This window comes from Pseudacidovorax sp. 1753, assembly GCF_040544975.1.
In the GTDB taxonomy this organism is placed as follows: Bacteria; Pseudomonadota; Gammaproteobacteria; order Burkholderiales; family Burkholderiaceae_C; genus Xenophilus.
This window is the reverse complement of the sequence record NZ_JBEPKY010000018.1, coordinates 122,985-148,163: the sequence shown is the minus strand read 5'-3', so window position 1 is coordinate 148,163 and position 25,179 is coordinate 122,985. Positions and strand designations below refer to the sequence as shown.

Sequence of the window (25,179 nt, the reverse complement as noted above, 5' to 3'; positions counted from 1 at the left end):
GCACGCTTCAGGCGGTTTGGCCCATCATGGCCTGCAGCTTGTCCGGTGCCAGCTCGTCGTGGTTGGCCGTCGCGAAGCGGCGGCCATGCTCGGGGGCATCGTCCAGGAACAGTGCGCGCGTCACGCCGGAGATCACGCGCGGGGCCGTGTACTTGATGTTGCTGTTCGATGCCGCGCTGGGGCCCAACGAGAGCGTCGCGCCCCGCGTGGTCGTGAACAGGTGGTCCAGCCAGGGTGCGCAGCCTGGCGTCTTTTCGGTGAACTCGCCGAAGCGGCCGAGGTAGGGGAAGCGGCCCAGCCGAGGTTCGGCCTTCGCCGCGGTCGGCACATGGCGGTCGGCCCACAGCGCCGCGTACGGCAGCAGCCCGGCGAACTCCGGCCGCTGCGCCAGGTCCACGAAGGCGCCGGTGGCCGCGAAGACGAAGTCGAAGCGCTCCTGGCCCTGCGGCGTGTCGACCAGCACCTGGCCCGCGTCTTCGCGCACGGCCAGCCAGGGCGTCGACGCCTTCATGACGAAGCCGGGCAGGCTGACCGCGCGGTCGAAGGTCGGCACCGGTGGTGGCTGGCCGATGCGGTAGAGCTCCTGCATGTAGGCCCAGCGCTGGTCGTCGGACAGCTCGGGGTAGTGCGCCAGAAAGCCGGCGAACTCCATCCAGCGCCGCGGGTTGGTACGGGGCAGCGCAGGGCGGCGAAAGCACAGCACCGCCTCGCGTGCGCCGGCCTCCAGCGCGGCGATGGCGGCGTCGAAGGCCGCCGCGCCGGAGCCGAGCAGGCCGACCCGCTGGCCCTCGAAGCGGCGGAAGTCGATCGGCCAGTCGCTGGTGTGGGCGTAGAGGTTCTGGGGCAGGTGTTCGCTGATGAAGTCGGGCACGACATGGCCGCCCGAGGCCTCCGCGCCGCCCGAAAAGACCACGGTGCGGGCCCACACGGTGTCGACCCGGTCCCTGCCTCGGACCGTGAGCCGGAACAGCTGGCAGTCGGCCGCGCTGGGCCAGGGCTCCACGGCGGTGACCTCGACCTCGTTGACCATGTCGATGCCGGTCACCTCCCGATACCAGCCCAGGTAGGCCTGCCAGTCGGGGCGGCTGATGCGGAAGAGCTGCTCCCAGCCCTCGGCGCCGTGCTGCGCCTCGTACCAGGCGCGGAAGGTGAGGCTGGCGTTGCCGAGGTCGTGGCCGGTCGGGTCCTTGGGCGTGCGCAGCATCTTCATGCGGCCGAAGGTCATCCATGGCCCTTCCTGGCCGCGCGGGTTCCTTTCGAACACGCGCACGCGGTCGACGCACTCGCGCCTCAGGCCATGCGCGATGGTCAGGCCGAACTGCCCGCCGCCGACGATGGCGCAGTGCAGCACCGCCTCGGGCGCGACGTCGACGCCCATCGCGCGCAGCCGGGCGGGGTCGAAGTCGAGCACCCAGGGCTTGGCGGGATAGGCCAGGTAGCTCAGGTCGCGCTGCACGCGCGCGCTCAGGGCCTCGAGCGAGTCAGAGGGCATGGGGAATCTCCAGGGAGGAAGGGTTGCGACAGAGGCCGACGAACTGCGCCAGCGCCACGGAAGGGTTGTCCAGACGCCAGGACACGGCGAGTTCGAGGGCGTCGTGGCCTTCGAGCAGCGGCCGGTAGACGACGTCCCGCACTTCCAGGTCGCGCAGTTCGTCGCTGACGATGCCCAGGCCCAGGCCGGCCGCCACCAGGCCCAGCACCGTGGGCATGTGGGTGACTTCGTGCGCGATCTGCAGGTTGAGCTTGGCGCGCGTGAGCAGCGTCATCAGCTGCGCATGGAAGCCGGGGCCGAGCCGACGCTGTGGCGTGATGAGCGGCTCGTTGCGCAAGTCGTCGAGCGCGATGCTGCGTTGCCGTGCCAGCGGATGCCGCACGTGCACCGCGACCATGAAGGAGCGCTTGGCAATCACGCGCGAGGTGAGGCCCGGCTCGTTGCGCAGGGCCCGGCCGATGGCGACGTCGACGCGCCGCGCGTACAGCGCCTCGATCTGCTTGTCCGTCAGCATCTCGACCAGCCGCAGCGAGACCTCCGGCATGTGCTCGGCGGCCTGGCGGATCAGCTCGGGCACCACGTCGAACACGCTGGAGCCCGTGACGGCCACCACCAGCTGGCCGGCGGCGCCATGCGCGGCGCGGCGGCTGGCATCGCGCGCGGCCGACACGCGCTCCAGGATGTCGCTGGCGTGCTTGATGAACTCCCGCCCGGCTTCGGTCAGCACGCTGCCGCGCGGCCCGCGCACCAGCAGCGGCATGCCCACCTCGGCTTCCAGCTCCTTGATGGCCTGGCTCAGTGAGGGCTGCGAGATGTGGAGCGTGGCGGCGGCGCGGGTGACGTTCCCGGTCGCGGCAATCGCCTCAAAGTAACGGAGGTGCCGCAGTTCCATCGAAAAGCATTCGGTTCAGGGCGTGGAGCCGGTCGTGCAAGGCGTGCGGGGCGCCGCGCGTCGCGGCCTCGTCGACGGGAAGGTGTGCCAGCACCAGCGCCAGGTCGCGTCGAAGCCAGTCGAACAAGGTGCTGTCGGCCGGGGCGCGCGTCAGTGCCGCGCGGTGCTGGGCCATCTGCACGGAATGGGCGCTACCGGCAGCCATTGCATCGAAGCAGCGTGCGAGGTCCAGGCCCTGCTGGGCCGCAAAGTCCGTGGCTGCCAGCAGGCCGGCGTTGATGCCGGCGATGGCGATCTGGTTGGTCAGCTTGCTCGCCTGGCCTGCACCGGCCGGGCCCAGGTGGGTGAGGGTGGCGCAGTAGGCCGAGAGCAGCGGGCGCACATGCGCGACCGCACCCGGCTCGCCGCCGAGCATGGCCGACAACGTGCCCGCGCGCGCCCCCGCGGCAGCGCCGGAAAGCGGCGCATCGACCCACATGGCGCCAGCCTGCCCGGCGTCGGCCGCGAACTGCCGCGCCGCGGGGACCGAGGTCGTCGTGTGGTCGACGACGCAGAGCCCGGGCACGAGCGCCTCGTGCAACCCGCCCGGTGCCTGCCACAGGCGCTGCAGCGCGGCTTCGTCACTGACGCAGGTGATGACGGCGGCGGCGCGGCACGCGCGCACCGCGTCGCACACCGATCCGGCCGTGAAGACCCGGCCGCCGGGCAGCGCATCGTGCAGTTCCGGCTGGCGGTCCATGCCCCAGACCGGGACGCCGGCTGCATGCAGCCGCAGCGCGATCGGCAGGCCCATCGTGCCCAGGCCGATGAGCAGCACGGGCGTGCGCTCGGTGGGCGGTGCGTCGCCCACTGGGCCGTCCGCGGCCTCGCCGGCGGTGGGCGAGGTCATGTGCGCTCCTCGGGGTGGTAGCGCAGCGAGAGCACGTCGGGCCGCCCGTAGTGCCCGTTGGTGTCGATGACGGCTTTCGACAGCTTGATCATGCGGGCCGGGCAGTCCGCATAGACGATGGTGTCGCCATACACCGGGCCCACCAGCGGCACGCCGGCCGGCGCGATCACCATGCTGCCGCCGCGCGCGTACGAGATGTTGAGCGAATCGCGCATCGGAAAGTCGGCCGGGATCGACGCCTCGTCGATCAGCCCGACCGCGCAGACCACGAAGGCGCCGGCCTCGTTGGCATGCGCGCGGCATGAGGCGTAGCCGATGAAGTGGCTGCCGTCCGGGTCTTCCACCTGCATCTTCGGGCCGCTCCACACGTTGAACGCGCCGGGGTAGAGCGCGATGTGGAAGTCTTCGCCCTGCGAAATCATGCGGGCCCGGGCCAGGGTCATCACATGCTCGCCGCAGATCAGCCCGCCCACGCGGCCGACGGCCGTTTCGTGCACGTAGAGGTCGTCGCCCGCGCCCTGGCCCCAGAAGGCCGCTTCGACGAAGGTCGGCCGCAGCTTGCGGTGCTTGCCGACGATGCGGCCGTCGTCGCCGATGGTGAGCATCGTGTTGTAGAGCGTGTGCACGCCGGGGCGGGCGTCGAGCTCGTTGCAGCCGATGACGACCGTCACGCCGCTCTGTGCCGCCGCCTCGCACAGGCGCTGGCTCTGCACGCTGGGAATCAGCAGGGCGTTGTCGAAGAAGCGGCTGCGCACGTCCATCCAGGCGTGCGAATCGCTGTTCCAGCCTTCGTCCCAGTAGGGGTAGCCGGCCAGCCAGCTCTCGCTGAACACCACCAGCGAAGCGCCGCCCGCGGCCGCCTCGGCGATCTTGCGGCAGGCCTTGTCGATGGAGCGGTCGAGGTCGAGGAAGACGGGGGGTGTCTGGACGATGGCCACGCGCACGCTCTCGCGCCCCGCCATGATCTTGCCGGCGGCACTCATCGTGCGGCCCCGGTAGCGCGCTGCCATGCCCCGACCGGCGCCACCCAGCCGAAGAAGCGCTCGACGTTCCACAGCGTCGCCTGCCGCAGGAAGTCGGGCCCGGCATGGTGCGTCGCATCTTCAAGGAGCAGCACGAAGTACTCGTGCCCGTAGGCATCGCGCAGGCTGGTCTCCACGCAGACGTTCGCGGCCACGCCGCAGAAGACGAGGTTGCGCATGCGCCGGGCGCGCAGCAGCTGGTCGAGGCTGGTTCCGGCGAAGGCGCTGTAGCGGGACTTGCGGATCACCGGCTCGTCGGCCGCCGGCGCCATCTCGTCCACCAGTTCGTAGTCCCAGGTGCCGTCGGTGATGAGCCGGCGTGCCAGTTCGGGCCGCTCGCGCATCAGCACCTGCGCTTCCGACTTGTGCCACACCGGCGCGGTGGCGCCGCCCACGCACAGGTGCATCGCGTCGAAGCCGCTCTGGATGAAGATCACCTGCACGCCGGCCCGCCGCGCCGCCGCGACGGCGGCCACCACCTGCGCCACGGTGCGCGGCGCATGCGCCAGGTCGTAGCCCACGTTGTCGAAGTACCCGCCCGGCTTGAGAAAGCCGTTCTGCATGTCGACGACGATCAGCGCGGTCTCGTCGGTGCGCCATTGCACCGCGCCGGGTCTCGCGTCGATGGCGAGGGTGCCGTCCATCAGGCGCTCCGCTTCAGCGGGTGGATGGTGGCGGTCTGTGCGGGTGCCAGCACCCGGTCGAGGACCCAGTTGTCCAGCGCATGGACGATGCGCTCCTTGGCCGCGAAGCGCCCGGGATGCACGGGGCCGGCGCGCAGGCCGCGCTGCTGTTGCACCGAGATGGCGTTGTCTTCGGCCACCACGCGGTCCTGCCGCTTGTAGTAGCGCTGTGCGACCTCCTCGAAGTCGGGCTGTGCGACGCGCGAGCGCGGGAACATCGAGGTGTGGACGATCCGCGTCTGCTCCGGCCCCATCGGCAGGCACTGAAAGGACCACATCGTGTCGATGGTCAGCGCGAGCATGGTGCCGGGATAGACGAGCATGAAGCGGCTGCCGCGCACCGACTCGCCGTGCAGACTCTCGATGGGGGCGAATCCGCTGTCGCCGTCGAGCAGGGCGAGCGTGCCGTCGTGCTGCTCGAAGATGGCCGTGTACTGGCCGTTGCCGCTCGGCTCCTCGGGATGATTGACGGCCTTGTGGCTGCTGATGGTCGCGCGGTGCACCGTCGGGATGTGGTAGCCCTCCATGAAGTTCTCGACCCACACCTTCCAGTTGCAGGCCACATCGTGCGTGACGATGCGCGTGGCCACCATGTCGCCGAGCTGGTACATCGCCAGCCGGTCGGGCAACTCGCCCAACCATTCGAGCAGCGGCGGCGTACCGTGGTCGAGGCAGACCCAGATGAAGCCGTCGCTGACGCCGACGCGCGCGGCGACCAGAGGGAAATCGGCCCGGTCGAAGTCCTGTGTCGCCTCCATGCCGGCACAGCCGCGCAACTCGCCCTCGAGGTTGTAGCTCCAGGCGTGGTAGGGGCACACGATGGCGCGCTCGTTGCCGCAAGCCTGGCCTGCGGGCACGTCGAGAAGCCGGGCGCCACGGTGCCGGCATGCATTGACGAAGGCGCGGATGTCGCCTTCGCGGTCCCGCAGGATGACCAGCGACAGTCCCGCCTGGTCATGCGTGAAGAAGTCGCCGGTGTTCGGAATGCGATCGGCACGGCCCACCATCAGCCAACTGCGAGCGAACACGGTCTCCAGTTCGCGCTGGAAGAAGCGGGCATCGTGGTAGCAATCGGCCGGCAGGCCATGCGCCTGCAGCAGAGGCTTTCGAACGTTGTCGTAACGGGTCGAATCGAAGATTGCGTCCATGGGAATCCATCCTGCAGAACATTGAGAGGGCCTATGGCGGCCTCTTTGCGCCGCTTTGGCGCGCAGCAAAGCGCATGCCATCCGCTGGGCCCGATTGCGAGCCTTCGGCCGGGGCGCAGGTCAGCCATAGGTATCAGCTATGTCCAGACTTTTTCGCAGGGAAGCTTCAAAGGAAGATCGGATGGCTGCCGCGAAGCACGGTCCTGCGGCTTGGCCAAAGGACCTCGGGGCATGGAATTTGCGGCCGCAGCGCCCATGTATGCCTTCGCGCCCAACCCTTTCATCGAGCCGCCCTCCCTGAGCGATGCGGCCCTGGCGGCGCAGTACGACAACAACAGCGCGGCCCGCAATGCCGACGACCTGGCCGCCCTGCGCGCGCTGTCGGCCGACGCCTTCGCGCACCGCATCGGGCATGCCACGCATCGATTCAGTGCTGGCGACGATGGCTGGGTCGATGTCTTCCTGCCGCCCGGTGCGCCGGGGCCGGTGCCGGCGATGGTCTTCGTGCACGGCGGCCGCTGGCGCCTGAACACCAGCCGCGAGACGGCCTTCTGGGCCGATGCCTGCATGCGGCAAGGCATGGCCTGGGTGGGCATCAACTTCGCCGCGCTTGGCCAGAGCAGTCTGCCGGCCATCGTGGCGGAGGTGGAAGCGGCCATCGCCACGGTCGTCGCGCAGGCGCAGGCCCTGGGCATCGATCCGGCAGCGATCGCCCTGGCCGGCCATTCGTCGGGCGCGCACCTGGCCCTGTCGGCGGCCGTGACAGCGCGCCCGTGGGCGGGCCGCATGCGTGCGCTGCTGCTGCTCGGCGGCATGTACGACCTGCGGCCGCTGGCGCGCAGCATTCCCCAGGTCACCCTGGGCTTCACGCCGGAAGAGGCCGTCGCCTGCAGCCCATTGCTGACACTCGAAGCCTTGGCCCACGCAGCGCAACGGCCGACGCTGCCACCCGTGCTGGTTGCCGTCGGTGAACAAGAGTCGCCGGAGTTCGTTCGGCAGGCGCAGGCGCTGCATTGGCGGCTTAAGAGCCTGGGCGCCCACAGCCGCCTGCTGCCCATCGAGGGCCGCGCGCATTTCGACGCGGCGCTGGAGTTCAACGCTCCCGATTCGCAGATGCGTGCCTTTGTGGCGAGGGCCATCGCGCCCGCGCAAAGCGCCGCATGACGCTGGTGCTGCGCAGCCTTCGCAATGTTCGGCCCGGTGACGCGCCGGCCGATGCGCCGCGCGTGGACATCGGCATCGAGGGTGGCGTGATCCGCTCGATCGGCCTGGCTGGCAGCATTGCAGGGCCGCCCGGCCCAGCGGACCTGGACGGCAGCGGCCTCATTGCCTTCCCGGGCTTCGTCAATGCGCATGCGCATTCGAACGAGATGTTCGAACAGGGCAGTTGCGATGGCGAGCCGCTCGAAGTCTGGCTGGCACTGGCCTATCCGCCGCTGGGCGGCGACGCCATTCCCGTGCGCTGGCATTACCTGCGCGCCATGATGCTGGCGCTGCGTTCGCTGCGCTCGGGGGTGGCCGCGCTGCATGACGACTTCCTCAACCCTGGCGGCGATGAAGAGGCGCTGCAGGCCGTGCTCGACGCCTACGACGATGCCGGCCTGCGTGCCCGCGTGGCGGTCACGCTGTCCGATCGGGCCTACCTCGACGGGCTGCCGTTTGCGCGCTCGGTGTTCGATCATGACCTGAGCGCGCGCCTTGACGCCCACCCGCCGCGCGCGCTGGACGCGCAATTCGATGTGTTCCATCGCGCCCGCCATGCACTGGCGGCGCGGGGCCATTCGCGGCTCGGCCTGTCGCTGGGCCCGCGTGGCCCGCAGCGCTGCACGCCCGCGTTGCTGCGTCGCGTGGCCGACACCGCCGAGGCACACGCGGTGCCCGTTCATATGCACGTGCTGGAGTCGCGTACCCAGGCCGTCACCGCACAGCAGCAATACGGGCGCAGCTTCATCGAAGTGCTCGACCAGGCCGGGCTGCTGGGCCCGCAACTGGCGATGAACCATGCCGTGTGGCTGACCGATGCCGACATCGAACGCATCGCGCGGCGAGGCGCGCGCGTGGTGCACAACCCGCTGTCGAACTTCAAGCTGGCCAGCGGGCGGTGCCCGGTCGGACGGTTGCTGGCCGCGGGCGTGGAGGTCGCCATCGGCACCGACGGCGCCGCGACCGGCGACAGCGTCGACTACCTCGACAGCCTGCGCATGGCCTCGCTCATCCACAAGCTCGACGCCAGTGCGGCGCATCCCGCGCCCGACGCGGCGCGGCTCGTCCGGATGGCCACGGCCGACGGCGCCGCGACCATGGGCAACGCCGCCACCGCTGGCGAGATCGCCGTGGGCCGCGTGGCCGACATCACGCTGCTCGACGCACGCGACCTGGTCTTCGTGCCGCTGCACGACCCGCGCCGCCAACTGTGCTTTGCCGCGACCAGCAGCGCCGTCCATACCGTGGTGGTCGACGGCCGCGTGGTGTTCGCCGATGGCCGTGCCACGGGCGTCGACGAGGCCGCGCTGCGCGACGAGATCGCCGAGGCGGCCGAGCGCTTTCGTCACGAGGTCTTCGCCCGTCGCAGCGCGGGCGGGCCGGTGGTCGACGCGGTGCGCCGCGTGCTGGCCCTGGCCGCGGCCGAGCGTTCCCCATTTCCCCTCTCCCGATAACCGAAGGACGATCCATGCATCGCAGACAACTTCTCCGTTCCGCCTGCCTCGCCGCCGCGCTGATTGCCGGCGCGGCCACGGCCGTGCAGGCCGACACGCTGGACAAGATCAAGAAGGACGGCGTGCTCGTCATGGCCAACGGAGGGGCCTATCCGCCCTTCGGCTATGTCGAGAACGGCACCATGGTCGGCTTCGACATCGACCTGGGCAACGAGGTGGCGCGTCGCCTGGGCGTGCAGCCCAAGTGGGAGAAGATCGACTTCAGCGGCCTCATTCCGGCGCTGAACTCCAGGCGGGTCGACTTGCTCGTCACCGCCATGACCTGGACCGCCGAACGCGCGCAGCGCATCACCTTCTCCACACCGTACTACAACTCCGGCATCGCGGGCGGGGCCAAGCCGGCCGCCAACATCGTCAAGGCGAACGACATCGCGGGCAAGGTGGTGGCGGTGCAGATCGGCAGCGCCGGCGAGCGCTTCGTGCGCGACCTCGGCATCGCCAAGGAGGTCAAGACCTACAACGACTTCCTGCTGGCCTTCTCGGATGTCGAAGCGGGCCGGGCCGACGTCGTGGTCAACACGCTGCCCACCGTGCGCTACAACGCCGCCCGCCGGCCCAGCAAGCTGGCCGTGTCGGAGACCTGGGACAAGCGCGACGTGGGCATCAACACCCGCATGGACGACACGCGTCTGCTGGAGGCGGTGAACGCCGTCCTGGCCGACCTCAAGCGCGAGGGCTTCCTCGACAAGCTCGACGCGAAGTGGTTCCAATGAGCGGCGCTGCGCTCCAAACCCTTGCCGGGCGCCATGGCGCCTTCGTGTCCGACGGCAGCGATGAGGCCTTCGCGCTGCGGCTTCGGCAGGCCCATGGCCAGGCCGGCCCGCTCGCCGGGCTGCGGCTCGCGGTCAAGGACGTGTTCGAGGTGGGAGGCCTGCGCGTGGGCGCGGGGCAGCCGGCCTGGTTCGCCGAACAGGTCGAGGCGAAGACATCGGCTCCCGCGGTGCGCGTGCTGCTGGAGGCCGGTGCGCAGTGGGTGGGCAAGACCGTCACCGACGAGCTCACCTACAGCCTGGCCGGCAACAACGCCCACTACGGCAAGCCGACCAACCCGGCGGCGCCGGACCGGCTGTCGGGCGGCTCCTCGTCGGGCTCCGTGGTGGCCGTCGCGGGCGGTCATGCCGACATCGCGCTGGGCACCGACTGCGGCGGCTCCACGCGGCTGCCCGCCAGCTACTGCGGCGTGTGGGGCATGCGCCCCACGCACGGCCGCATCGCGGCGCAGGGCTGCTTCACGCTGGCCCACAGCTTCGACACCGTCGGCTGGTTCGCCACCAGCGCAGACGCGATGACGCGCGTGTTCGAGCAACTCGCGCGCACGCGTGTCGGCGCCTCGCAGGAGTTCGGCTCCCTGGTGGTTGCCGCCGACGTGATGCCGCTGCTCGACGCACCGGTGCGCGCGGCCTACGTGGCGCTCATCGCCCAGCTGCGCGAACTGGCGCCTGTCACTGTGCTGCCCGAAGGAACCTTGCCCCTGGCCGACTGGGCCAACGCCTTCCGTGTGCTGCAGGCCAGCGAAATCTGGCTGCAGTTGGGCCCCTGGGTGCGCACGCGCCGACCGCCCATGGGGGAGGACGTGACGCAGCGCTTCGACGCCGCGGCGCGGGTGAGCTTCGAGGAAGTGGCCCAGATGCAGCGGCTGCGGATCGACGCCAACGCCACGATGGCGCGCGTGCTGGCCGGCGGCGCCGCGATCGTCTGGCCTACGGTGCCGACGCCGGCACCGGGCCTCGATGCGTCCTTCGACGCGGTCAACGACATCCGCGCACGCTCCTTCCGCATGCTGGCGCCAGCCGGCCTGGCCGGGCTGCCGCAGCTCAGCATGCCGTGGACGCGCAGCGAGGGCGCGCCGGTCGGCCTGTCGGTGATCGGTGCGCGCGGCGACGACGAAGGCGTGCTGCGGCTGTCGCGGCTGCTGTCGGAGCGGCTCGGCCTGGCGGGCGCCGCGCACTGACGGACCCGGCGGATGGATTTCTCCTTCGACGTCTTCCTGGCGGCGATCCCGTCGCTGCTCAAGGGCATGGTGGTCACCGCGAAGATCGCGGCGCTCTCGGCACTGGTCGGACTGGTGCTCGGCACCCTTGGCGGCCTGGCCCGCGTGTCGCCGCGGCGGGTGCTGCGGCTGCCGGCGCTGGCCTACGTCACGCTGATGCGCGCCACGCCGGTGCTGGTCACGCTGCTCTTCCTGTACTACGGCCTGCCGTCGGCCGGGCTGCTGCTCGATGCGACCACGGTGGGCGTGCTCGCCCTGGGCATCACCAACGGCGCGTACATGAGCGAGATCCTGCGCGGCGGCATCGAGTCGATCGACGGCGGCCAGATGCGGGCGGCGCGCGCACTCGGCATGTCCTACCCGCTGGCGATGCGCCGCATCGTGCTGCCTCAGGCCGCGCGCCGCGTGCTGCCGCCGGTGACCAACGAGCTGATCAGCCTCATCAAGAACACCTCGCTGGTCTCGACCGTCGCCATCTCCGACCTGCTGCGCGCCGGCATGGACTTCATGAGCTGGAAGGCCAACACCTTCAGTCCCTTCGCCGGCGTGGCGCTGGGCTACCTGCTGCTGACGCTGCCGCTCATCGCCATCAACGCCTGGCTCGAAAAGCGCTACCGCGTGACGTGACCTGACGCCATGACATTGCCCCACGCGCCCATCCTGCGCATCACCAATCTCCACAAACGCTATGGCGACGTCGAGGTGCTGCACGGCATCGACCTCGCGGTCCAGGCTGGCGAAGTCGTCGTCGTCATCGGCCCTTCAGGCTCGGGCAAGAGCAGCCTGCTCGCCTGCGTGAACTTTCTCGAACCCTTCCACGCGGGCGAGGTGGTGTTCGACGGCCGCCCGGTCGGTTACGGACCGGCGGGCGGCGCCATACGCCAGCGCGTGCCGGAACAGGCGCTGAACCTGCTGCGGCGCGAGCTCGGCATGGTGTTCCAGCAGTTCAACCTGTTCCCGCATCTCACGGTGCTGCAGAACGTGACCGAGGCACCCATCCACGTCAAGGGCATTGCGCCCGCGGTGGCGCGCGCCGAGGCGATGGTGCTGCTGGACAAGATCGGCCTGGCGAGCAAGGCCGACAGCTATCCGCGCGCGCTCTCGGGCGGGCAGCAGCAGCGCATCGCCATCGCGCGGGCCCTGGCCATGCGGCCCAAGCTGATGCTCTTCGACGAGGTGACGTCCTCGCTCGACCCGGAACTCAAGGGCGAAGTGCTGCGCGTGATGCGCGCGCTGGCCGAGGAGGGCATGACGATGCTCGTGGTGACGCACGAACTCGGCTTTGCGCGCGAGGTGGCCGACCGCGTCGTCTTCATGGAGCAGGGGCGCATCGTGGAGATCGGCACGCCGGAGGCGATGTTCACCGCGCCGCAGAGCGCGCGCACGCGCGAGTTCCTGCAGGCCTCGCAGCACGGCTGAGGCCCGGCAGTACTTCAACCCCAAGGAGCCGACCATGACGACCGACGCCGGGCCACAGGCCCAGACCCTGGCCCAGCTGGAGCGCCAAGTGCAGGCCGAACTCGACCTGCTGGCCTACCCGGGGCGCGACTGGGTGCGGCCCGTCGCGCATCCGTCTGGCGCGCATGTGCACGACGTGCTGATCGTCGGCGGCGGCCAGGCCGGCCTGGCTGCGGCCTTCGCACTCCGGCGGGAGGGCGTGGCCGATGTGCAGGTCATCGACGCCCGGCCCGCCGGGCAGGAGGGCGTGTGGGAAGACTTTGCCCGCATGTCGCACCTGCGCACGCCCAAGCGCACCATCGGCATCGAATCGGGCGTGCCCAGCCTGTCCGCGCCGGCCTTCTACCGCGCCTGCTACGGCGATGCCGCCTGGGCGGCCATCGACCGCATCGAGCGGCCGCGGTGGATGGCCTTTTTGCGCTGGTTCCGGCGCATGACCGGCGTGCCGGTGCGCAACGACACGGCCTGCGTCGGGCTCGAGCCCGAGCCCGGGGGCGATCTGCTGCGGGTGCGCGTGCGAGCGACCAATACGGCAGCTGCGCCGGAAGAAGCTTTGCTGGCCCGCCATGTGGTGCTGGCCACGGGTTACGACGGCGCAGGCGCCTGGCGCATTCCCGCACACATCGCCGACGCCGTGGCGCCGCACCAGGTGAGCCATTCGAACGGGCCGGTCGACTTCGCCGCGCTCAAGGGTCGGCGCGTCGGTGTGCTGGGGCACGGCGCATCGGCCTTCGACAACGCCTGCGTGCTGCTGGCCCATGGCGCGGCGTCGGTCGACCTGTGCTTCCGGCGCGAGCGGCTGCCCACGGTCAACCCGCACCGCATCGTCGAGTTTTCGGGCTTTCTGCGGCACTTCGCGGAGCTGGACGATGCCACCCGCTGGCAGGTCAACCGCTTCTTCGAAGTGCACGACCAGCCGCCCACCCAGAACGGCTTCGACCTGGCGCATTCCTTCGCCAACTTCCGCATGCATGCCGGCTCGCCGTGGACGCGCGTGCGGCAGGTGGGCGACGAGATCCATGTGCGCACGCCGCACGCGGACTTCGTCTTCGACCATCTGCTGTGCGCCACGGGCTCGGTGGTCGACTACGACGCGCGCGACGAACTGCGCACGCTCGGCGCCAGCGTGCAGCGCTGGCGCCATCGCTACATGCCGCCGGAGGCAGAGCGCAGCGACGCCATGGGCGAGTACCCGTACCTGGGCGCCGGCTTCGAATACCAGCCGCTCGACCCGGCCCGCGATGCGTGGGTGCGCCGCGTGCACGCCTTCAACTTCTCGTCGACGGTGAGCATGGGGCCGCACACCACGTCGTCCAGCGGCCACAAGTACGCGGTACCGCGGCTGGTGGGCGGCATCACGCGGGCGCTGATGCGCGAGCAGCAGGACGCGCTGCTGCCCACGCTGCACGGCTACCGCGAGGCGGAGCTGGTGTCGCCGCGCCTGTCGGGCGTGGAAGTGCCGGAGGCCCTGTGAGCGGCCGGGTGGCGGTGGTCGGGCTCGGCCGCATGGGCCTGGCGGTGGCGGCCTGCCTGGCGCGCAACGGCTTTGCGCCGCTGGCCTGGGACATCGATCCGGCGCGCACCGGCTTGGCCAGCGACGAGGGGGCTGAGCCCTGCGCGACGGCGCAGGCGCTGTGCGGGGCGCTGGGGCCAGCGGGGCCGGCCCTGTGGTTCAGCGCCGTGACCGATGGCGACGCACTGGGCGCCGTCTGCTTCGGCGATGCCGGTGAGGAGGAGGGCGACGGCCGGATGGCGACCGGCATCGTCCCGCACCTGCCGGCTGGCAGCGTCCATGTGTGCCTCGGCACCATCGGCAGCGCGTGCGCCGAGGCGCTGGCGGAGCGGCACCGCGCGGCCGGCCAGTACTTCGTCGCCTGCCCGGTGTTCGGCCGTCCCGACGAGGCATGGGCTGGCGACCTGACGGCGGTCGTCGGCGTGCCACCCGCGCTGCCGGTCGACCGCCTCGCGGCCGTGCGTGAGGCGCTGGCGGCGTTCGCGCCGCGCGTCTTCGAGGTGCCGGGCCCGGCCGCCGCCTGTGCGGTCAAGCTCGCGGGCAATGGCCTGATTGCCAGTGCCGTGGCCGCCCTGACCGAGGCGATGTCGCTGGTGCGCGCGCACGGCGTGCCTGCCGCGTTGGCGCACCAGGTCTTCACGGCCAAGCTCTTCCGCGGGCCGGTGTACGAGGGCGTAGGGCAGGCCGTCGCGCGGTCGGTCGAGCGGGTGGCGGCCGGGGAAGATTCACCGGCCGATGCACCGGGTTTCACCATCGCCCTCGGCCTGAAGGACCTGCGCTTGGCCGACGAGGCAGCGCGTGCATCACAGGTTGCCATGCCCATCGCCGATGCGGCACGCGCACGCCTGGACGCAGCGCAAGCCGCAGGCCAGGGCGGCCGCGACTGGGGCACGCTGGCGGAAGCGCTGGCCGTTGCTCAGCCCGTCACGAAGCGGTAGCGCACGCCAAAGCGCCGGTCGAGCGCGCAGTTGTGGTGGTCGACCACGTTGGTGTCGGCCAATTCGAGGTTGAAGAAGTCGACCGTCTCGTCCTCGAAGAAGGGGCCGGCATGCCAGGTCCCGCGCGCCAGCATGATGGCCTGGTGGCCTTCCACGCGAAAGGCGCGCAGCCGCGTGATGTCAGGTGGGGCGGCCGGGTCGTCCGGTGCATCGGGCGGCGCCACGGCAATCATCCACGGCCGCCCGCCCGCGGAGGCCAGGCACTGCGTGACGGCGAGGTGCCGTGTGATCTGGCGGAAGACCGGCTCGCGCCGTTCGAGCTTCATGATGTAGAAGCGCGGCGTGCCCCGGTCGAGGGTGAGTTGGGCCTCGTCGTCGCCGAAGGGCTTGCCGTCGTACGCGCTCTCGATCAGCGTGCCGTAGGGCGCGAAGGTCTCGGCGCGGATGGGCTCGACGGGCAGGTCGACGAGCCGCGCGTCGGTGGAGGAGGGGAGTGTCTCGGTCATGAAGAAGAAGGGCGCGGCGGTACGCGCGCTCAGGCCAGCATCCGGTCGCGCCTGGACGGCAGGAAGGCCGGGTTGAAGAGCGTAGCGGCGGTGGGCTTCGACTTCAGGTTGAAGGCGGCGGACACGTCGTCGATCTGCTTGTCCAGCCGGGCCATGTCGATGTCGCCCAGTCCCTGGGCCCGCGTGTTGGGCGAGACGATGCACACATCGATCAGCCCCTTCAGCCGGCGCACTTCGACGGCGGCATTGACCAGCGGCTCGCGCTGACGAACGATGGCCACGCCTTCCTCGGGGTTCGCGATGACCTCTTTCAGGCCCTTGTTGTAGGCCCGCAGGAAGCCGGCCACCGCCTGCGGCTGTTCGGCGATGAACTTGGAGGTGGCGAGGATGGCGTTGCCGTAGACGTTCACGCCGAAGTCCTTGTAGAGGAAGACGCGCAGATCCTCTTCCTTGGCGCCGGCCGCGATCGCGGAGATGAGGCCAGAGGGCTGAAAGCCCGTGACGCCGTCGACGTCGCCGCGCACCAGCATCACCTCGCGCAGGCCGGGGTCCATGCTCTGCCACTTGACCGCATCGACCGGCAGGCCCTGCACCTTGGCGAACAGCGGCCACAGCTTGCGGCCGGCGTCGAACACGGGCGCGCCCAGCGTCTTGCCGGCCAGGCCAGCGGGCGCGGTCACGCCGCTCCTGGTCAGCACCATCACGCCGGCCGGCGTCTGGTCGAGCGTCTGGTAGACGGCCTGCGGACGCGCCACGGCGGGCGCGCCGGAGCCGAAGAACTCGATGAGCGCGTTCACGTCGCCATAGCCCATGTCGTAGCTGCCGCTCGCCAGCCGGTTGACCGCCATGGCCGAGCCGGCGCCCACGTCGAAGGAGACGTCGAGGCCTTCCTTCTCGAAGTAGCCCTTGGCGAGCGAGTAATAGAAGGGTGCGGACTGCCCGTCCACGCGCCAGTCCATCTGGAACCTGATCTTCACGGGCGACTGCGCGCGCCCGAGCGTGGGCAAGGCCAGCGAGGCAGCGGCAAGCGAGGTCTGGGCAAGCCAGCGGCGGCGGGAGAACAACGTCATGGACAGCTCCGGGAGTGTGCGGGCGTTTTCGCAACTCCTGTGCCATTGGGGTGGGCGTTGGGGGTAGCGATAGGTGGGGCTGATGGGGCTGGATTGACGCGCCAGTAATTGGCTGGTTGCGTCGAAACATAGAGCGCAACCTTCACGCCAAATTTTTCATGAGTGGCGTTACCCCTCCATGCTTATCTCTCGATCGGCGGCTTTTGTAGGTCGGCAGACGGCCACGAGCAGTGGCCAACCCAACGCCGTACCTGCAGACTGAACTTGAAAACCCTTAGTCGTATTGCACTCGCCGCTGTGGTCGCCTGCTTGGTCTGCTCGACTCTAGGGATTATGTGGATCGCTCTGACCCACGGGGCGATCGGCGAAGGCGCGGCTGCCTTTTCGGTTGCCCTTACAGCTGCAATCGGTGGGGGGCGTCAGAAGCCACGCGCGGAATATTGAGAGAGCAGTTCACATGACAGACCGAAGTGCGATCAAAAAGTGAGATTCAGTAAGGGCAGTGGCCAGCCGGATTGACCGCCTCGCGTAGCAACGACGTTATCGACTTGAAGCGCCCTGCGCCGTTCAGAGGATGAATCGGGTCACCCTAGAACTGGCGTCCTGTTAAAGTGGGCCTCTGATATCGAGAATTTTTTTCCACAAAAACCGCACTTTAAATGCGCTCTAAGGTCTGTTACGCGACTGGTTTAGCGGCAACACAGGGTACCAACGCTTTGCGTAAATTTTCCATCGCAGATCTGTGAGCGGCAATCGCCCATTCAGGCCTGAATTCAATTGTTAGCGCCATCGCCTTGATGTGTTCTGGCATTGCGTGCGAATTTATAACCGCATCGCGGTACTCGGCAACAGCAGCCTCTTCGTCTATGGTTGCTTCAAAGACTCCTCCAGCGTTTAAACAGTCAAGCATCACTGAGCTGACCACAGACTCACATTTTTGGATTACATCCAGCAAATATTTGCCAAAGGCGAAGAATGTCTTTGTCCTTCGCTGGTTTTGAACTTTTGGTTCTGCAATGATCATCGGGAAGTCGCCATCGATGTGTGCGGCAGAAGTAATGTTTAGCCCGCGGTGAACAACCGCGTTGCGTAGTTCACGGATGTAAGAGTAATTGGCCTCTCCGTCCTGAAACCCATCAAACACAAAGCGCGAGTACAACTGTGCTTCAAAGTCGTTTGGCTGCAGCGCGGTCGTTTCGCGGAAGAGTTCGGTCGCTGCCAGAAGATTCAAGAAGTAGCTAGCGTAGTGAACTCTCATGTCCGTCTGGTCAGTGACGGATAGCTGAGTACGGAATGAGAGCGCCGCGCGCAGCGCAGTCTGTCTCGCGGACATGTACCACGATAGCGAATTCAGCATGTCGCGGTGGGCTACGCTCATTTTCGCCATTGACTCTTCCTATGTACGATTTAAATTGAGTGGGGCTGAAGAGCGTAGCGGCGAGCCATCCCTAAAGGCGACATCACAGACAGGCCGCTCGTAGTCGGTTTCGGACGCCTTAGATTATTTAATGTTAAGCATAGGTCATCCCGCCACAAGCAGCCCTATCGCAATTCCTACGAAACAATAAAAAAGAAAGCCGATCCAGCATAAACCCGTGGTGGTGATGATCCGGGTTCCGTCCCGACGAAAAGAAAGTGCCCCTGCGGCGCCATAGATGCGCTCTTCATTGTTCCGCCGGAATGTCCCTCTCCATCGCCCAAGGCTGATGATTGCGACCACGAATCGCCCGGTCTCCACAAAGATGACCCAGACCACAAGCTCAATCACTGCGTCTGCCAATTTCCCTCCCAGTGGTGCGGGCCGGTCCCGGCGACTGCCGGGGCTTCGGGAGCATAGCGTCAAAGGCAGGGAAGGCCACGCGATCAGTGGTGATCGTCAGTCATGGGGCACTTGGTGTCCCGTATGCGATAGAGGTGAAAGAGAGAGCGGGGCGTGAGTGCGTCTAAAACGCGCTCCCGCACGAAGGCGATCACCCTCGTAGATTTTTTGATGCCTAATCAGCCGCGCCAAGTCAACCCGGTTGAAGCTCCATGCCCGGTTTGGGCCGCTACTCAGGCCGTGCCCGCATCAATAGCCTCCCGGGCCACGAATTCAAACACGCGCGGATCATCCGCATACGCCGCATTGAACCGCATCCACCCCGTCCGCTCCGCAATCGGCCGAAACAGATGCCCTGGCGCCAGCAACAACCCCGCCGCCACCGCCCGCTGCGCGACAGCTACGGCATCGACCCCCTCCGACGGCAACCGCGCCCACAAAAACGGCCCGCCCGCCGGCTGCCCGAACACCTCCAGCCCCGCCTTCGCGAGCCCCGCGCACACGGCCACCTGCGCCTCGGCCAAGCGCTGCGCCAACCGCGCCACGTGGGCGCGGTGCTTGCCCTCGGCCAGCACGGCATGCACCAGCCGCTCGTTCATCTCCGAGCTGGTCAGGCTGTCGCCCATCTTGGCGTGGATGAGCTTGTCGACCATCTCTTCGTTGGCGGTGACGAAGCCCACGCGCAGGCTGGGTGAGACCACTTTGGAGAAGCCGCCCACGTAAATGACCCGCCGCAGCTGGTCCAGGCTGGCGAGCGTGGTGGCGCCGGGCGGCTCCAGGCCGGCCATGACGTCGTTCTCGACGATGGCAAAACCCAGCTGCTCGGCCAGGCGCAGCAACTGATAGGCCTTGGCCGGTGCGCAGGACGAGCCGGTGGGGTTGTGCAGCTGGGTCTGGATGAAGAAGGCCTTGGGCCGATGGCGCTGGGCCAGGGCCTGCAGGGCCGTGAGGTCGGGGCCGTCCTGCAGTCGGGGCACACCGACCAGGCGCGCGCCCAACTGGCGCAGCGTCTCGAAGAGGTTGGTGGACCCGGGGTCGTCCACCAGCACCGCATCGCCGGGCTGCAGCAGGCAGCGGCCCGCCAGGGCCAGGGCCTGGGTGGCGCCGTGGGTCAGCACGATCTGGTGCGGCGGCGCATGGATGGCGCGGGCGCCCAATTGCGCCTCGATCTGCTGACGCAGCGGCAGGTAGCCGTGGGGTGAGCCGTAGCGGGCGAGGGCAGGGCCCTGCTTGCGGGCCAGGCCCGACAGGGCGCGGCGCACGGCGTCCGACTGCAGCCACTCGGGTGGGATCCAGCCGCAGCCGGCGTTGAGCAGCGAGGCGTCGTCCTCGTACACGCGGCGGATCAGCCACAGCGAATCAACCGAGGTGCGGCCCACGAAGGGCTTGCGCCGGGCGGCCTGGCCGGTGGCGTCGCCATGGGCCGCGACGTAGTAGCCGCTGGCAGGGCGGGCCTCGACGTAGCCGTCGGCCACCAGGCGCTGGTAGGCATTGGTGGCCGTCATGGTGCTCACGCCCGACTCGCGCGCCAGTTCCCGCACCGAGGGCAGGCGTGCACCGACGGCGAGCGTGCCGCGGTCGATCTCCAGGGCCAGCGCGTCGCGGATCTGGCGCACCAGTGGCACGTCGGAGTGGGGGTCGAGCGAAATCATGGGAGGTTGACGTGGGAGAGGGCGGGTGGTGGGGCACTGAATGGGTGCATGCGATGCACCTGTCTGTGATCGCGCAGTTGGACTGTTCTAGTGCAGCCTTGATCAACTGTACATACTCAATTGCGGCGATTTTTGTCCCAATCCATCCCCACCGGCAAGCCGGATCTTTCCTGACTTTCCACCGCCTACTTCGGAACCTTCATGCACACCCCCAACCCCTCCGCCGCCCGCCCCGTGAGCCGCCGTGCCCTGTCGAAGTGGGCGGCCTGCGCCGCCATGCTGGTCGTGACGGCCGGCACCGCGCTGCCCGCCGCCGCGCAGAGCACCACGCTCAAGATCATTCCCACCACCAACATGACGGTGCTGGACCCGATCTGGACCACGGCCTACATCTCGCGCAACTTCGGCTACATGATCTACGACACCCTGTTCGGCACCGACGCCCAGGGCAAGATCCAGCCGCAGATGGTGGGCAAGTGGAGCGTGTCCAAGGACAACAAGACCTGGACCTTCCAGCTGCGCGACGGCCTGGAGTTCCATGACGGCAAGCCGGTCACCAGCGAGGACGTGGTCGCCTCGCTCAAGCGCTGGGCCAGCCGCGACACCTTCGGCGGCCAACTGGCCAAGGCCATCGACAAGTACGAGACGCCGGACGCCAAGACCTTCGTCATCCAGCTGAAGGAGCCCTTCGGCCTGGTGACCGAGGCGCTGGGCAAGCCCTCGTCCAACGTGCCCTTCATCATGCCCAAGCGCGTGGCCGACACGCCCGGCGACGTGCAGATCAAGGAGACGATCGGCTCCGGTCCCTACATCTTCAAGGCCGACGAGTTCCGCCCGGGCGAGAAGGCCGTCTTCCTGAAGAACACCAAGTACAAGCCGCGCGCCGAGGCGCCCTCCGGCACGGCCGGCGGCAAGAACGTGTACGTGGATCGCGTGGAATGGCTGTTCATCCGCGACGCGCAGACGCAGCTCAATGCGCTGCTCAACGGCGAGGCCGACATCCTGGAGCAGCCTGCCTTCGAGCAGTACGCCACGCTGCGCAGCAACCCCAACATCGAGCTGGTCGATGCCCAGCCGGCGGGCAACCAGTTCATCCTGCGCTTCAACTTCCTGCACGCGCCCTTCGACAACGAGAAGATCCGCCGCGCCGCCATGTTGGCCCTGGGGCAGGAGGCCTTCCTGCGCACGCAGGTGGGCACGCCCGGACTTACGCGCTACTGCAAGAGCATGTTCCCCTGCGGCACGCTGTACGAGTCAGACAAGACGGGCGAGTACACCGGCATCGCCAACCCGCAAAAGGCCAAGGCTCTGCTGGCCGAGGCCGGCTACAAGGGCGAGCCCGTGGTGCTGATGCGCCCCTCCGACAACGGCACCATCGGCAAGCTGCCGCTGGTGGCCAAGCAGCAGCTGGAGCAGGCCGGCTTCAAGGTCGACATGCAGAACATGGACTGGCAGACCCTGGTGGCCCGCCGCGCCAAGAAGGACGCGCCCTCGGCCGGCGGCTGGAGCATCTTCATGACCTCCTGGACGGCCTCGGACATCCTCAACCCGTTGACCATGGCCATGATGAACGCCACCGGCGACAAGGGCTGGTTCGGCTGGCAGGACGACCCGAAGCTCGAAGCCATCAAGAAGCAGTTCATCGCCGCCACCACCGACGCCGAGAAAAAGAAGCTGGCCGAGGCCGCGCAGCTGCAGGCCTTCCAGAGCGTCACCCATGTGCCCGTGGGCCAGTACAACCAGCCGGCCGCTGTGCGCAAGGGCGTGAGCGGCCTGGTGCCCGCCGGTGCCCAGGTGTACTGGAACATCCGCAAGCAGTAAGGGCAGGGCGGCCATGCTGAGCTTTCTGGGCAAACGCCTGCTCGCCACGCTGCCGGTGATCCTGGTGGTGGCCATCGCGGTCTTCATGATCGTGCGGCTCACCCCCGGCGATCCGGCGGCCATCATCGGCGGCAACAGCGCCACCAACGAAGACCTGGACCGCATCCGCGCGCAACTGGGCCTGACCCAGCCGCTGTGGACGCAGTTCGCCACCTGGGCCGGCCATGTGCTGCAGGGCGACCTGGGCTTCTCGTTCTTTCTGAACAAGCCGGTGGTGGCCCTCATCGGCCAGCGCATCGAGCCCACGCTCTCGCTGGCCATCGGCACCCTGGTGCTGGCCGTGGCCATCGCGCTGCCGCTGGGCACGCTGGCGGCCTGGCGCATGGGCGGCTGGCTGGACAAGGCGGTCATGGCCTTCTCGGTGGCCGGCTTCTCGGTGCCGGTGTTCGTCATCGGCTATGTGCTGATCTACCTGCTGGCGATGAAGCTGCAGTGGTTCCCGGTGCAGGGCTACCGCCGCATCGGCGAGGGTGTGGGCCCCTGGGCCCGGCAGCTGGTGCTGCCCTGCCTGACGCTGGCCGTCACCTACGTGGCGCTGCTGGCCCGCGTGACCCGCGCCGCCGTGAGCGAGGCACTGACCGAGGACTACATCCGCACCGCCCGTGCCAAGGGCATCGGCGAGCGAACGGTGCTCAGCCACCATGCGCTGCGCAATGCCGCCGTGCCGGTGGTGACCGTCATCGGCGTGAGCGCGGCCCTGCTGCTGGGCGGCGTGGTCGTCACCGAGACGGTCTATGCCATTCCCGGTCTGGGCCAGCTGACGGTGGATGCGGTGCTCAATCGCGACTTCCCGGTGCTGCAGGGCGTGGTGCTGTTCTTTGCGCTGATCTACGTGGGCGTGAACCTGCTCGTCGACGTGAGCTACCTCTTCCTCGACCCCCGCATCCGGTACTGAAGCCATGGGCACCTTCCACAAACTCTGGCGCCATGGCGCCGTGCGCGGCGGCACGCTGGTGCTGCTGGTGCTCACGCTGCTGGGCCTGATGGCGCCCTGGCTGGGCACCTTCGACCCCTCGGCGATGGACGCGAACTTCATCACCGTCCCCGCGGGCACGGCCGGCCAGGTCACGCTGCCGGACGGCGCGATGGTGCAGCACACCTTCTGGATGGGCAGCGACAGCGTGGGCCGCGACGTGTGGAGCCGTGTGCTCTACGGCACCCGCATCTCGCTGCTGGTGGGCGTGCTCACCGCCTTCCTCGCCATCGCGCTGGGCTGCACGCTGGGCATGGTGGCCGGCTACTTCCGCGCGGCCGACGCCGTGCTGATGCGGGTGATGGACGGCCTGATGGCCATCCCGGCCGTGCTGCTGGCCATCACGCTGGTGGCGATGCTCGGCGCGAGCCTGCCGACGGTGATCCTGGCCATCGCCGTGCCCGAGGTGCCGCGGGTGACGCGGCTGGTGCGCGCCCTGGTGATCGGCCTGCGCGACGAGCCCTTCGTCGAGGCGGCCCGCGCCCTGGCGACGCCCAATGCCGTGATCCTGTGGCGCGACATCCTGCCCAACGCGCTGGCGCCGCTGATCGTGCAGGGCACCTTCATTGCGGCATCTGCCGTGCTGACCGAAGCCATCCTGAGCTTCCTCGGCCTGGGCCTGCCGGCCGAGGTGCCGACCTGGGGAAACATCATGGCCGAGGGCCGCGTGCTGTTCTCGCAGGCGCCGGGCAACGTGCTGTGGCCTGCGCTCTTCCTGGTGCCCACCGTGCTGGCCATCAACCTGCTCGGCGACGGGCTGCGCGATGTGCTCGATCCCAAGTTCTCCAAGCGCAGCTGAGCGAGGTGTGACCATGAAACCCCTTCCCACCCGCATCGCCGCTGGCGAAGCGCCGCCCATGCCCGCAAGCCCCGTGCTGGAGGTGCGCGGCCTGCAGGTCGCACTGCCCGCCGACGCCGACCGGCCCCATGCCATCGAGCGGCTGGACGTGCGCATCGAGGCCGGCCGCACGCTGTGCATCGTGGGCGAGTCCGGCTCCGGCAAGTCGGTGCTGGCCACGACCGTGATGGCGCTGCTGGCCAAGGGCCTGACCATCACGGCCGGCGACATCGTGCTGGCCGGCGAGACGCTGCTGACGAATGGCAAGTACCTGCCCGAGAAGCGCCTGCGCGCCCTGCGCGGCCAGGTGATGGGCATGGTCTTCCAGGAGCCGATGACGGCGCTCAACCCAGTGCTCAGCTGCGGCGAGCAGGTCGACGAGTTGCTGCGCAACCACACGGCGCTGACGCCGGCCGAGCGCAAGGCGCGCATCCTGGAAGTGTTCGAGCGTGTGCGCCTGCCCGATCCGCACCGCATCTTTTCGAGCTACCCGCACCAGCTCTCGGGCGGCCAGCGCCAGCGCATCGTCATCGCGATGGCGATCATCCTCAAACCGCGCCTCTTGATCTGCGACGAGCCGACCACGGCGCTGGACGTGACCACGCAGGCCGAGATCCTCAAGCTCATCGCCGAACTGCAGCAGGAGCAGGGCAGTGCGGTGCTGTTCATCACGCACGACATGGGCGTCGTCGCCGAGATTGCCGACGAGGTGATGGTGATGCACCGCGGCAAGGTGGTGGAGCAGGGCCCACGCGAGCAGGTGCTGCGCACCCCGCGCGAGGACTACACCCGCATGCTGCTGGCCGCCGTGCCCGGCATGGTGCCGCCGCCGCCGCGCGAGTTGCCCGGCGGCCCGGCGCTGCTGGCGGGCCGCGGGGTCGGCAAGACCTATGTGCGCCGCGACTGGCTGGGCCGCGCCAAGCCCAACACCGCGCTGCAGGACGCAAGCGTCGCCGTGCACCGCGGCGAGACGGTGGGCGTGGTGGGCGAATCGGGCTCGGGCAAGTCCACCTTCGCGCGCTGCATGATCCGGCTGATCGACCCGAGCGAGGGCACCATCACCTGGGGCGACCGCGAGGTGCAGTCGCTGTCGGAGTCTCGGCTGCGGCCGCTGCGCTCGCGGGTGCAGGTGGTGTTCCAGGACCCGAACCGCTCGCTCAATCCGCGGCGCACCGTGGGCTCGTCGATGATCGAGGGCGCCGTCAACTTCGGCCTGGACGTGCCGGCGGCACGCAAGCTGGCCGAGGAGCTGATGGACCGCATCCAGCTGCCGCGCGCTGCGCTGTCGCGCTACCCGCACCAGTTCTCGGGCGGCCAGCGTCAGCGCCTGGCCATCGCCCGCGCCGTCGCCTGCCAGCCGCAGGTGCTGGTGGCGGACGAGGCAGTGTCGGCGCTCGACGTCTCGGTGCAGGCGCAGATCCTGGACCTGCTGCGCGAAGTGCAGCGCGACTTCGGCCTCGGCATCCTGTTCATCACGCACGACCTGCGGGTGGCGGCGCAGCTGTGCGACCGCGTGATCGTGATGAACCAGGGCCGCATCGTGGAGGAGGGTTTGACGGCTGAGGTGTTCGGCCAGCCGGCCCACGCCTACACCCGCAAGCTGCTGGCCGCGGCGCCGCGCACCGAGCTGGGACTGGCGGCCTGAGCAGGCCCAGGCACGAGCGGGCAGAATTTTCGGTTCGACCGACATCCAAACAA

The 25,179-nt window shown here is 69.0% G+C and carries 22 protein-coding genes; 12 read left to right on the top strand and 10 right to left on the bottom strand.

All coding sequences use genetic code 11. The annotated features are described in order from the left end of the window. Window positions 1-7 precede the first annotated feature (7 nt). Genes ABIC63_RS21940 through ABIC63_RS21915 form a run of 6 tightly spaced genes read right to left on the bottom strand, consistent with a single transcriptional unit; the run spans window position 8 to window position 6,126 of the window. On the bottom strand, window positions 8-1,492 hold the full coding sequence (locus tag ABIC63_RS21940) for an FAD/NAD(P)-binding protein (RefSeq protein ID WP_354321360.1): 1,485 nt from the start codon (window positions 1,490-1,492) through the stop codon (window positions 8-10). Then, window positions 1,482-2,384 (bottom strand): LysR family transcriptional regulator, encoded by a 903-nt coding sequence (locus ABIC63_RS21935; RefSeq protein ID WP_354321359.1) that lies wholly within the window; start codon window positions 2,382-2,384, stop codon window positions 1,482-1,484. Before ABIC63_RS21935 ends, ABIC63_RS21940 begins: the two co-directional genes overlap by 11 nt. After that, entirely contained in the window at window positions 2,356-3,273 is a 918-nt protein-coding gene (locus ABIC63_RS21930; RefSeq protein ID WP_354321358.1) for an NAD(P)-dependent oxidoreductase, read from the bottom strand. Before ABIC63_RS21930 ends, ABIC63_RS21935 begins: the two co-directional genes overlap by 29 nt. Further along, window positions 3,270-4,283 carry a carbon-nitrogen hydrolase family protein gene (locus ABIC63_RS21925; RefSeq protein WP_354321357.1) on the bottom strand — a complete coding sequence of 338 codons (1,014 nt, stop codon included), beginning with the start codon at window positions 4,281-4,283 and terminating at the stop codon, window positions 3,270-3,272. The genes ABIC63_RS21930 and ABIC63_RS21925 overlap by 4 nt, the downstream gene beginning before the upstream one ends. Beyond that, window positions 4,253-4,939: an isochorismatase family protein gene (locus tag ABIC63_RS21920; protein ID WP_354321356.1), complete on the bottom strand. Its 687-nt coding sequence runs from the start codon at window positions 4,937-4,939 to the stop codon at window positions 4,253-4,255. Before ABIC63_RS21920 ends, ABIC63_RS21925 begins: the two co-directional genes overlap by 31 nt. Next, the gene (locus tag ABIC63_RS21915) at window positions 4,939-6,126 is read right to left on the bottom strand and encodes an aromatic ring-hydroxylating oxygenase subunit alpha (protein WP_354321355.1); all 1,188 of its coding nucleotides are present in this window, start codon (window positions 6,124-6,126) and stop codon (window positions 4,939-4,941) included. The genes ABIC63_RS21920 and ABIC63_RS21915 overlap by 1 nt, the downstream gene beginning before the upstream one ends. Before the next feature lie 231 nt (window positions 6,127-6,357). On the opposite strand from ABIC63_RS21915, the gene ABIC63_RS21910 reads away from it, so the two are divergent. From ABIC63_RS21910 to ABIC63_RS21875, 8 genes are read left to right on the top strand one after another with little or no spacing between them, the layout of a single operon-like run. Further along, entirely contained in the window at window positions 6,358-7,290 is a 933-nt protein-coding gene (locus ABIC63_RS21910) for an alpha/beta hydrolase (protein ID WP_354321354.1), read from the top strand. Then, the gene (locus ABIC63_RS21905) at window positions 7,287-8,783 is read left to right on the top strand and encodes an amidohydrolase family protein (RefSeq protein WP_354321352.1); all 1,497 of its coding nucleotides are present in this window, start codon (window positions 7,287-7,289) and stop codon (window positions 8,781-8,783) included. Before ABIC63_RS21910 ends, ABIC63_RS21905 begins: the two co-directional genes overlap by 4 nt. Before the next feature lie 14 nt (window positions 8,784-8,797). After that, window positions 8,798-9,556 carry an ABC transporter substrate-binding protein gene (locus ABIC63_RS21900; RefSeq protein WP_354321351.1) on the top strand — a complete coding sequence of 253 codons (759 nt, stop codon included), beginning with the start codon at window positions 8,798-8,800 and terminating at the stop codon, window positions 9,554-9,556. Continuing rightward, complete coding sequence (locus tag ABIC63_RS21895; RefSeq protein WP_354321350.1) at window positions 9,553-10,794, top strand: amidase; 1,242 nt, start codon at window positions 9,553-9,555, stop codon at window positions 10,792-10,794. Before ABIC63_RS21900 ends, ABIC63_RS21895 begins: the two co-directional genes overlap by 4 nt. Before the next feature lie 12 nt (window positions 10,795-10,806). Then, a complete protein-coding gene (locus ABIC63_RS21890) occupies window positions 10,807-11,460 on the top strand; it encodes an amino acid ABC transporter permease (protein WP_354321349.1) in 654 nt (217 codons plus the stop codon). 9 nt (window positions 11,461-11,469) lie between these two features. Further along, on the top strand, window positions 11,470-12,252 hold the full coding sequence (locus tag ABIC63_RS21885; protein WP_354321348.1) for an amino acid ABC transporter ATP-binding protein: 783 nt from the start codon (window positions 11,470-11,472) through the stop codon (window positions 12,250-12,252). Window positions 12,253-12,286: 34 nt separating this feature from the next. Then, window positions 12,287-13,765 (top strand): FAD-dependent oxidoreductase, encoded by a 1,479-nt coding sequence (locus tag ABIC63_RS21880; protein ID WP_354321347.1) that lies wholly within the window; start codon window positions 12,287-12,289, stop codon window positions 13,763-13,765. Next, window positions 13,762-14,742 (top strand): NAD(P)-dependent oxidoreductase, encoded by a 981-nt coding sequence (locus tag ABIC63_RS21875; protein WP_354321346.1) that lies wholly within the window; start codon window positions 13,762-13,764, stop codon window positions 14,740-14,742. Before ABIC63_RS21880 ends, ABIC63_RS21875 begins: the two co-directional genes overlap by 4 nt. Here ABIC63_RS21875 and ABIC63_RS21870 read toward each other — a convergent pair. The 4 genes from ABIC63_RS21870 to ABIC63_RS21855 form a co-directional block, all read right to left on the bottom strand. Continuing rightward, window positions 14,721-15,248 carry an ureidoglycolate lyase gene (locus ABIC63_RS21870; protein WP_354321345.1) on the bottom strand — a complete coding sequence of 176 codons (528 nt, stop codon included), beginning with the start codon at window positions 15,246-15,248 and terminating at the stop codon, window positions 14,721-14,723. The genes ABIC63_RS21875 and ABIC63_RS21870 overlap by 22 nt on opposite strands. A 29-nt stretch (window positions 15,249-15,277) precedes the next feature. Beyond that, a complete protein-coding gene (locus ABIC63_RS21865; RefSeq protein WP_354321344.1) occupies window positions 15,278-16,318 on the bottom strand; it encodes an ABC transporter substrate-binding protein in 1,041 nt (346 codons plus the stop codon). Between the two features lie 676 nt (window positions 16,319-16,994). Continuing rightward, window positions 16,995-17,576, bottom strand: a complete 582-nt coding sequence (locus ABIC63_RS21860) for a hypothetical protein (RefSeq protein ID WP_294365859.1) — start codon at window positions 17,574-17,576, stop codon at window positions 16,995-16,997. A 794-nt stretch (window positions 17,577-18,370) separates the two neighbouring features. Beyond that, complete coding sequence (locus ABIC63_RS21855) at window positions 18,371-19,789, bottom strand: aminotransferase-like domain-containing protein (RefSeq protein WP_354321343.1); 1,419 nt, start codon at window positions 19,787-19,789, stop codon at window positions 18,371-18,373. 201 nt (window positions 19,790-19,990) lie between these two features. Here ABIC63_RS21855 and ABIC63_RS21850 point away from each other — a divergent pair, with 201 nt between their 5' ends. The 4 genes from ABIC63_RS21850 to ABIC63_RS21835 are packed head-to-tail and all read left to right on the top strand — an operon-like array spanning window position 19,991 to window position 25,126. Beyond that, window positions 19,991-21,610, top strand: a complete 1,620-nt coding sequence (locus ABIC63_RS21850) for an ABC transporter substrate-binding protein (RefSeq protein WP_294365855.1) — start codon at window positions 19,991-19,993, stop codon at window positions 21,608-21,610. A 13-nt stretch (window positions 21,611-21,623) separates the two neighbouring features. After that, on the top strand, window positions 21,624-22,565 hold the full coding sequence (locus ABIC63_RS21845; RefSeq protein WP_234191973.1) for an ABC transporter permease: 942 nt from the start codon (window positions 21,624-21,626) through the stop codon (window positions 22,563-22,565). A gap of 4 nt (window positions 22,566-22,569) precedes the next feature. Then, window positions 22,570-23,442, top strand: coding sequence for an ABC transporter permease (locus tag ABIC63_RS21840; RefSeq protein WP_354321342.1), 873 nt, complete (start codon window positions 22,570-22,572; stop codon window positions 23,440-23,442). A 13-nt stretch (window positions 23,443-23,455) separates the two neighbouring features. After that, window positions 23,456-25,126, top strand: coding sequence for an ABC transporter ATP-binding protein (locus tag ABIC63_RS21835; protein ID WP_354321341.1), 1,671 nt, complete (start codon window positions 23,456-23,458; stop codon window positions 25,124-25,126). Window positions 25,127-25,179: the final 53 nt, after the last annotated feature.

Bases quoted from the DNA above. Each gene is read 5' to 3' on its own strand.
- ABIC63_RS21940 (WP_354321360.1), bottom strand. From the start codon at position 1,492: ATGCCCTCTGACTCGCTCGAGGCCCTGAGCGCGCGCGTGCAGCGCGAC.
- ABIC63_RS21935 (WP_354321359.1), bottom strand. From the start codon at position 2,384: ATGGAACTGCGGCACCTCCGTTACTTTGAGGCGATTGCCGCGACCGGG.
- ABIC63_RS21930 (WP_354321358.1), bottom strand. From the start codon at position 3,273: ATGACCTCGCCCACCGCCGGCGAGGCCGCGGACGGCCCAGTGGGCGAC.
- ABIC63_RS21925 (WP_354321357.1), bottom strand. From the start codon at position 4,283: ATGGCAGCGCGCTACCGGGGCCGCACGATGAGTGCCGCCGGCAAGATC.
- ABIC63_RS21920 (WP_354321356.1), bottom strand. From the start codon at position 4,939: ATGGACGGCACCCTCGCCATCGACGCGAGACCCGGCGCGGTGCAATGG.
- ABIC63_RS21915 (WP_354321355.1), bottom strand. From the start codon at position 6,126: ATGGACGCAATCTTCGATTCGACCCGTTACGACAACGTTCGAAAGCCT.
- ABIC63_RS21910 (WP_354321354.1), top strand. From the start codon at position 6,358: ATGGAATTTGCGGCCGCAGCGCCCATGTATGCCTTCGCGCCCAACCCT.
- ABIC63_RS21905 (WP_354321352.1), top strand. From the start codon at position 7,287: ATGACGCTGGTGCTGCGCAGCCTTCGCAATGTTCGGCCCGGTGACGCG.
- ABIC63_RS21900 (WP_354321351.1), top strand. From the start codon at position 8,798: ATGCATCGCAGACAACTTCTCCGTTCCGCCTGCCTCGCCGCCGCGCTG.
- ABIC63_RS21895 (WP_354321350.1), top strand. From the start codon at position 9,553: ATGAGCGGCGCTGCGCTCCAAACCCTTGCCGGGCGCCATGGCGCCTTC.
- ABIC63_RS21890 (WP_354321349.1), top strand. From the start codon at position 10,807: ATGGATTTCTCCTTCGACGTCTTCCTGGCGGCGATCCCGTCGCTGCTC.
- ABIC63_RS21885 (WP_354321348.1), top strand. From the start codon at position 11,470: ATGACATTGCCCCACGCGCCCATCCTGCGCATCACCAATCTCCACAAA.
- ABIC63_RS21880 (WP_354321347.1), top strand. From the start codon at position 12,287: ATGACGACCGACGCCGGGCCACAGGCCCAGACCCTGGCCCAGCTGGAG.
- ABIC63_RS21870 (WP_354321345.1), bottom strand. From the start codon at position 15,248: ATGACCGAGACACTCCCCTCCTCCACCGACGCGCGGCTCGTCGACCTG.
- ABIC63_RS21865 (WP_354321344.1), bottom strand. From the start codon at position 16,318: ATGACGTTGTTCTCCCGCCGCCGCTGGCTTGCCCAGACCTCGCTTGCC.
- ABIC63_RS21860 (WP_294365859.1), bottom strand. From the start codon at position 17,576: ATGAGAGTTCACTACGCTAGCTACTTCTTGAATCTTCTGGCAGCGACC.
- ABIC63_RS21855 (WP_354321343.1), bottom strand. From the start codon at position 19,789: ATGATTTCGCTCGACCCCCACTCCGACGTGCCACTGGTGCGCCAGATC.
- ABIC63_RS21850 (WP_294365855.1), top strand. From the start codon at position 19,991: ATGCACACCCCCAACCCCTCCGCCGCCCGCCCCGTGAGCCGCCGTGCC.
- ABIC63_RS21845 (WP_234191973.1), top strand. From the start codon at position 21,624: ATGCTGAGCTTTCTGGGCAAACGCCTGCTCGCCACGCTGCCGGTGATC.
- ABIC63_RS21840 (WP_354321342.1), top strand. From the start codon at position 22,570: ATGGGCACCTTCCACAAACTCTGGCGCCATGGCGCCGTGCGCGGCGGC.
- ABIC63_RS21835 (WP_354321341.1), top strand. From the start codon at position 23,456: ATGAAACCCCTTCCCACCCGCATCGCCGCTGGCGAAGCGCCGCCCATG.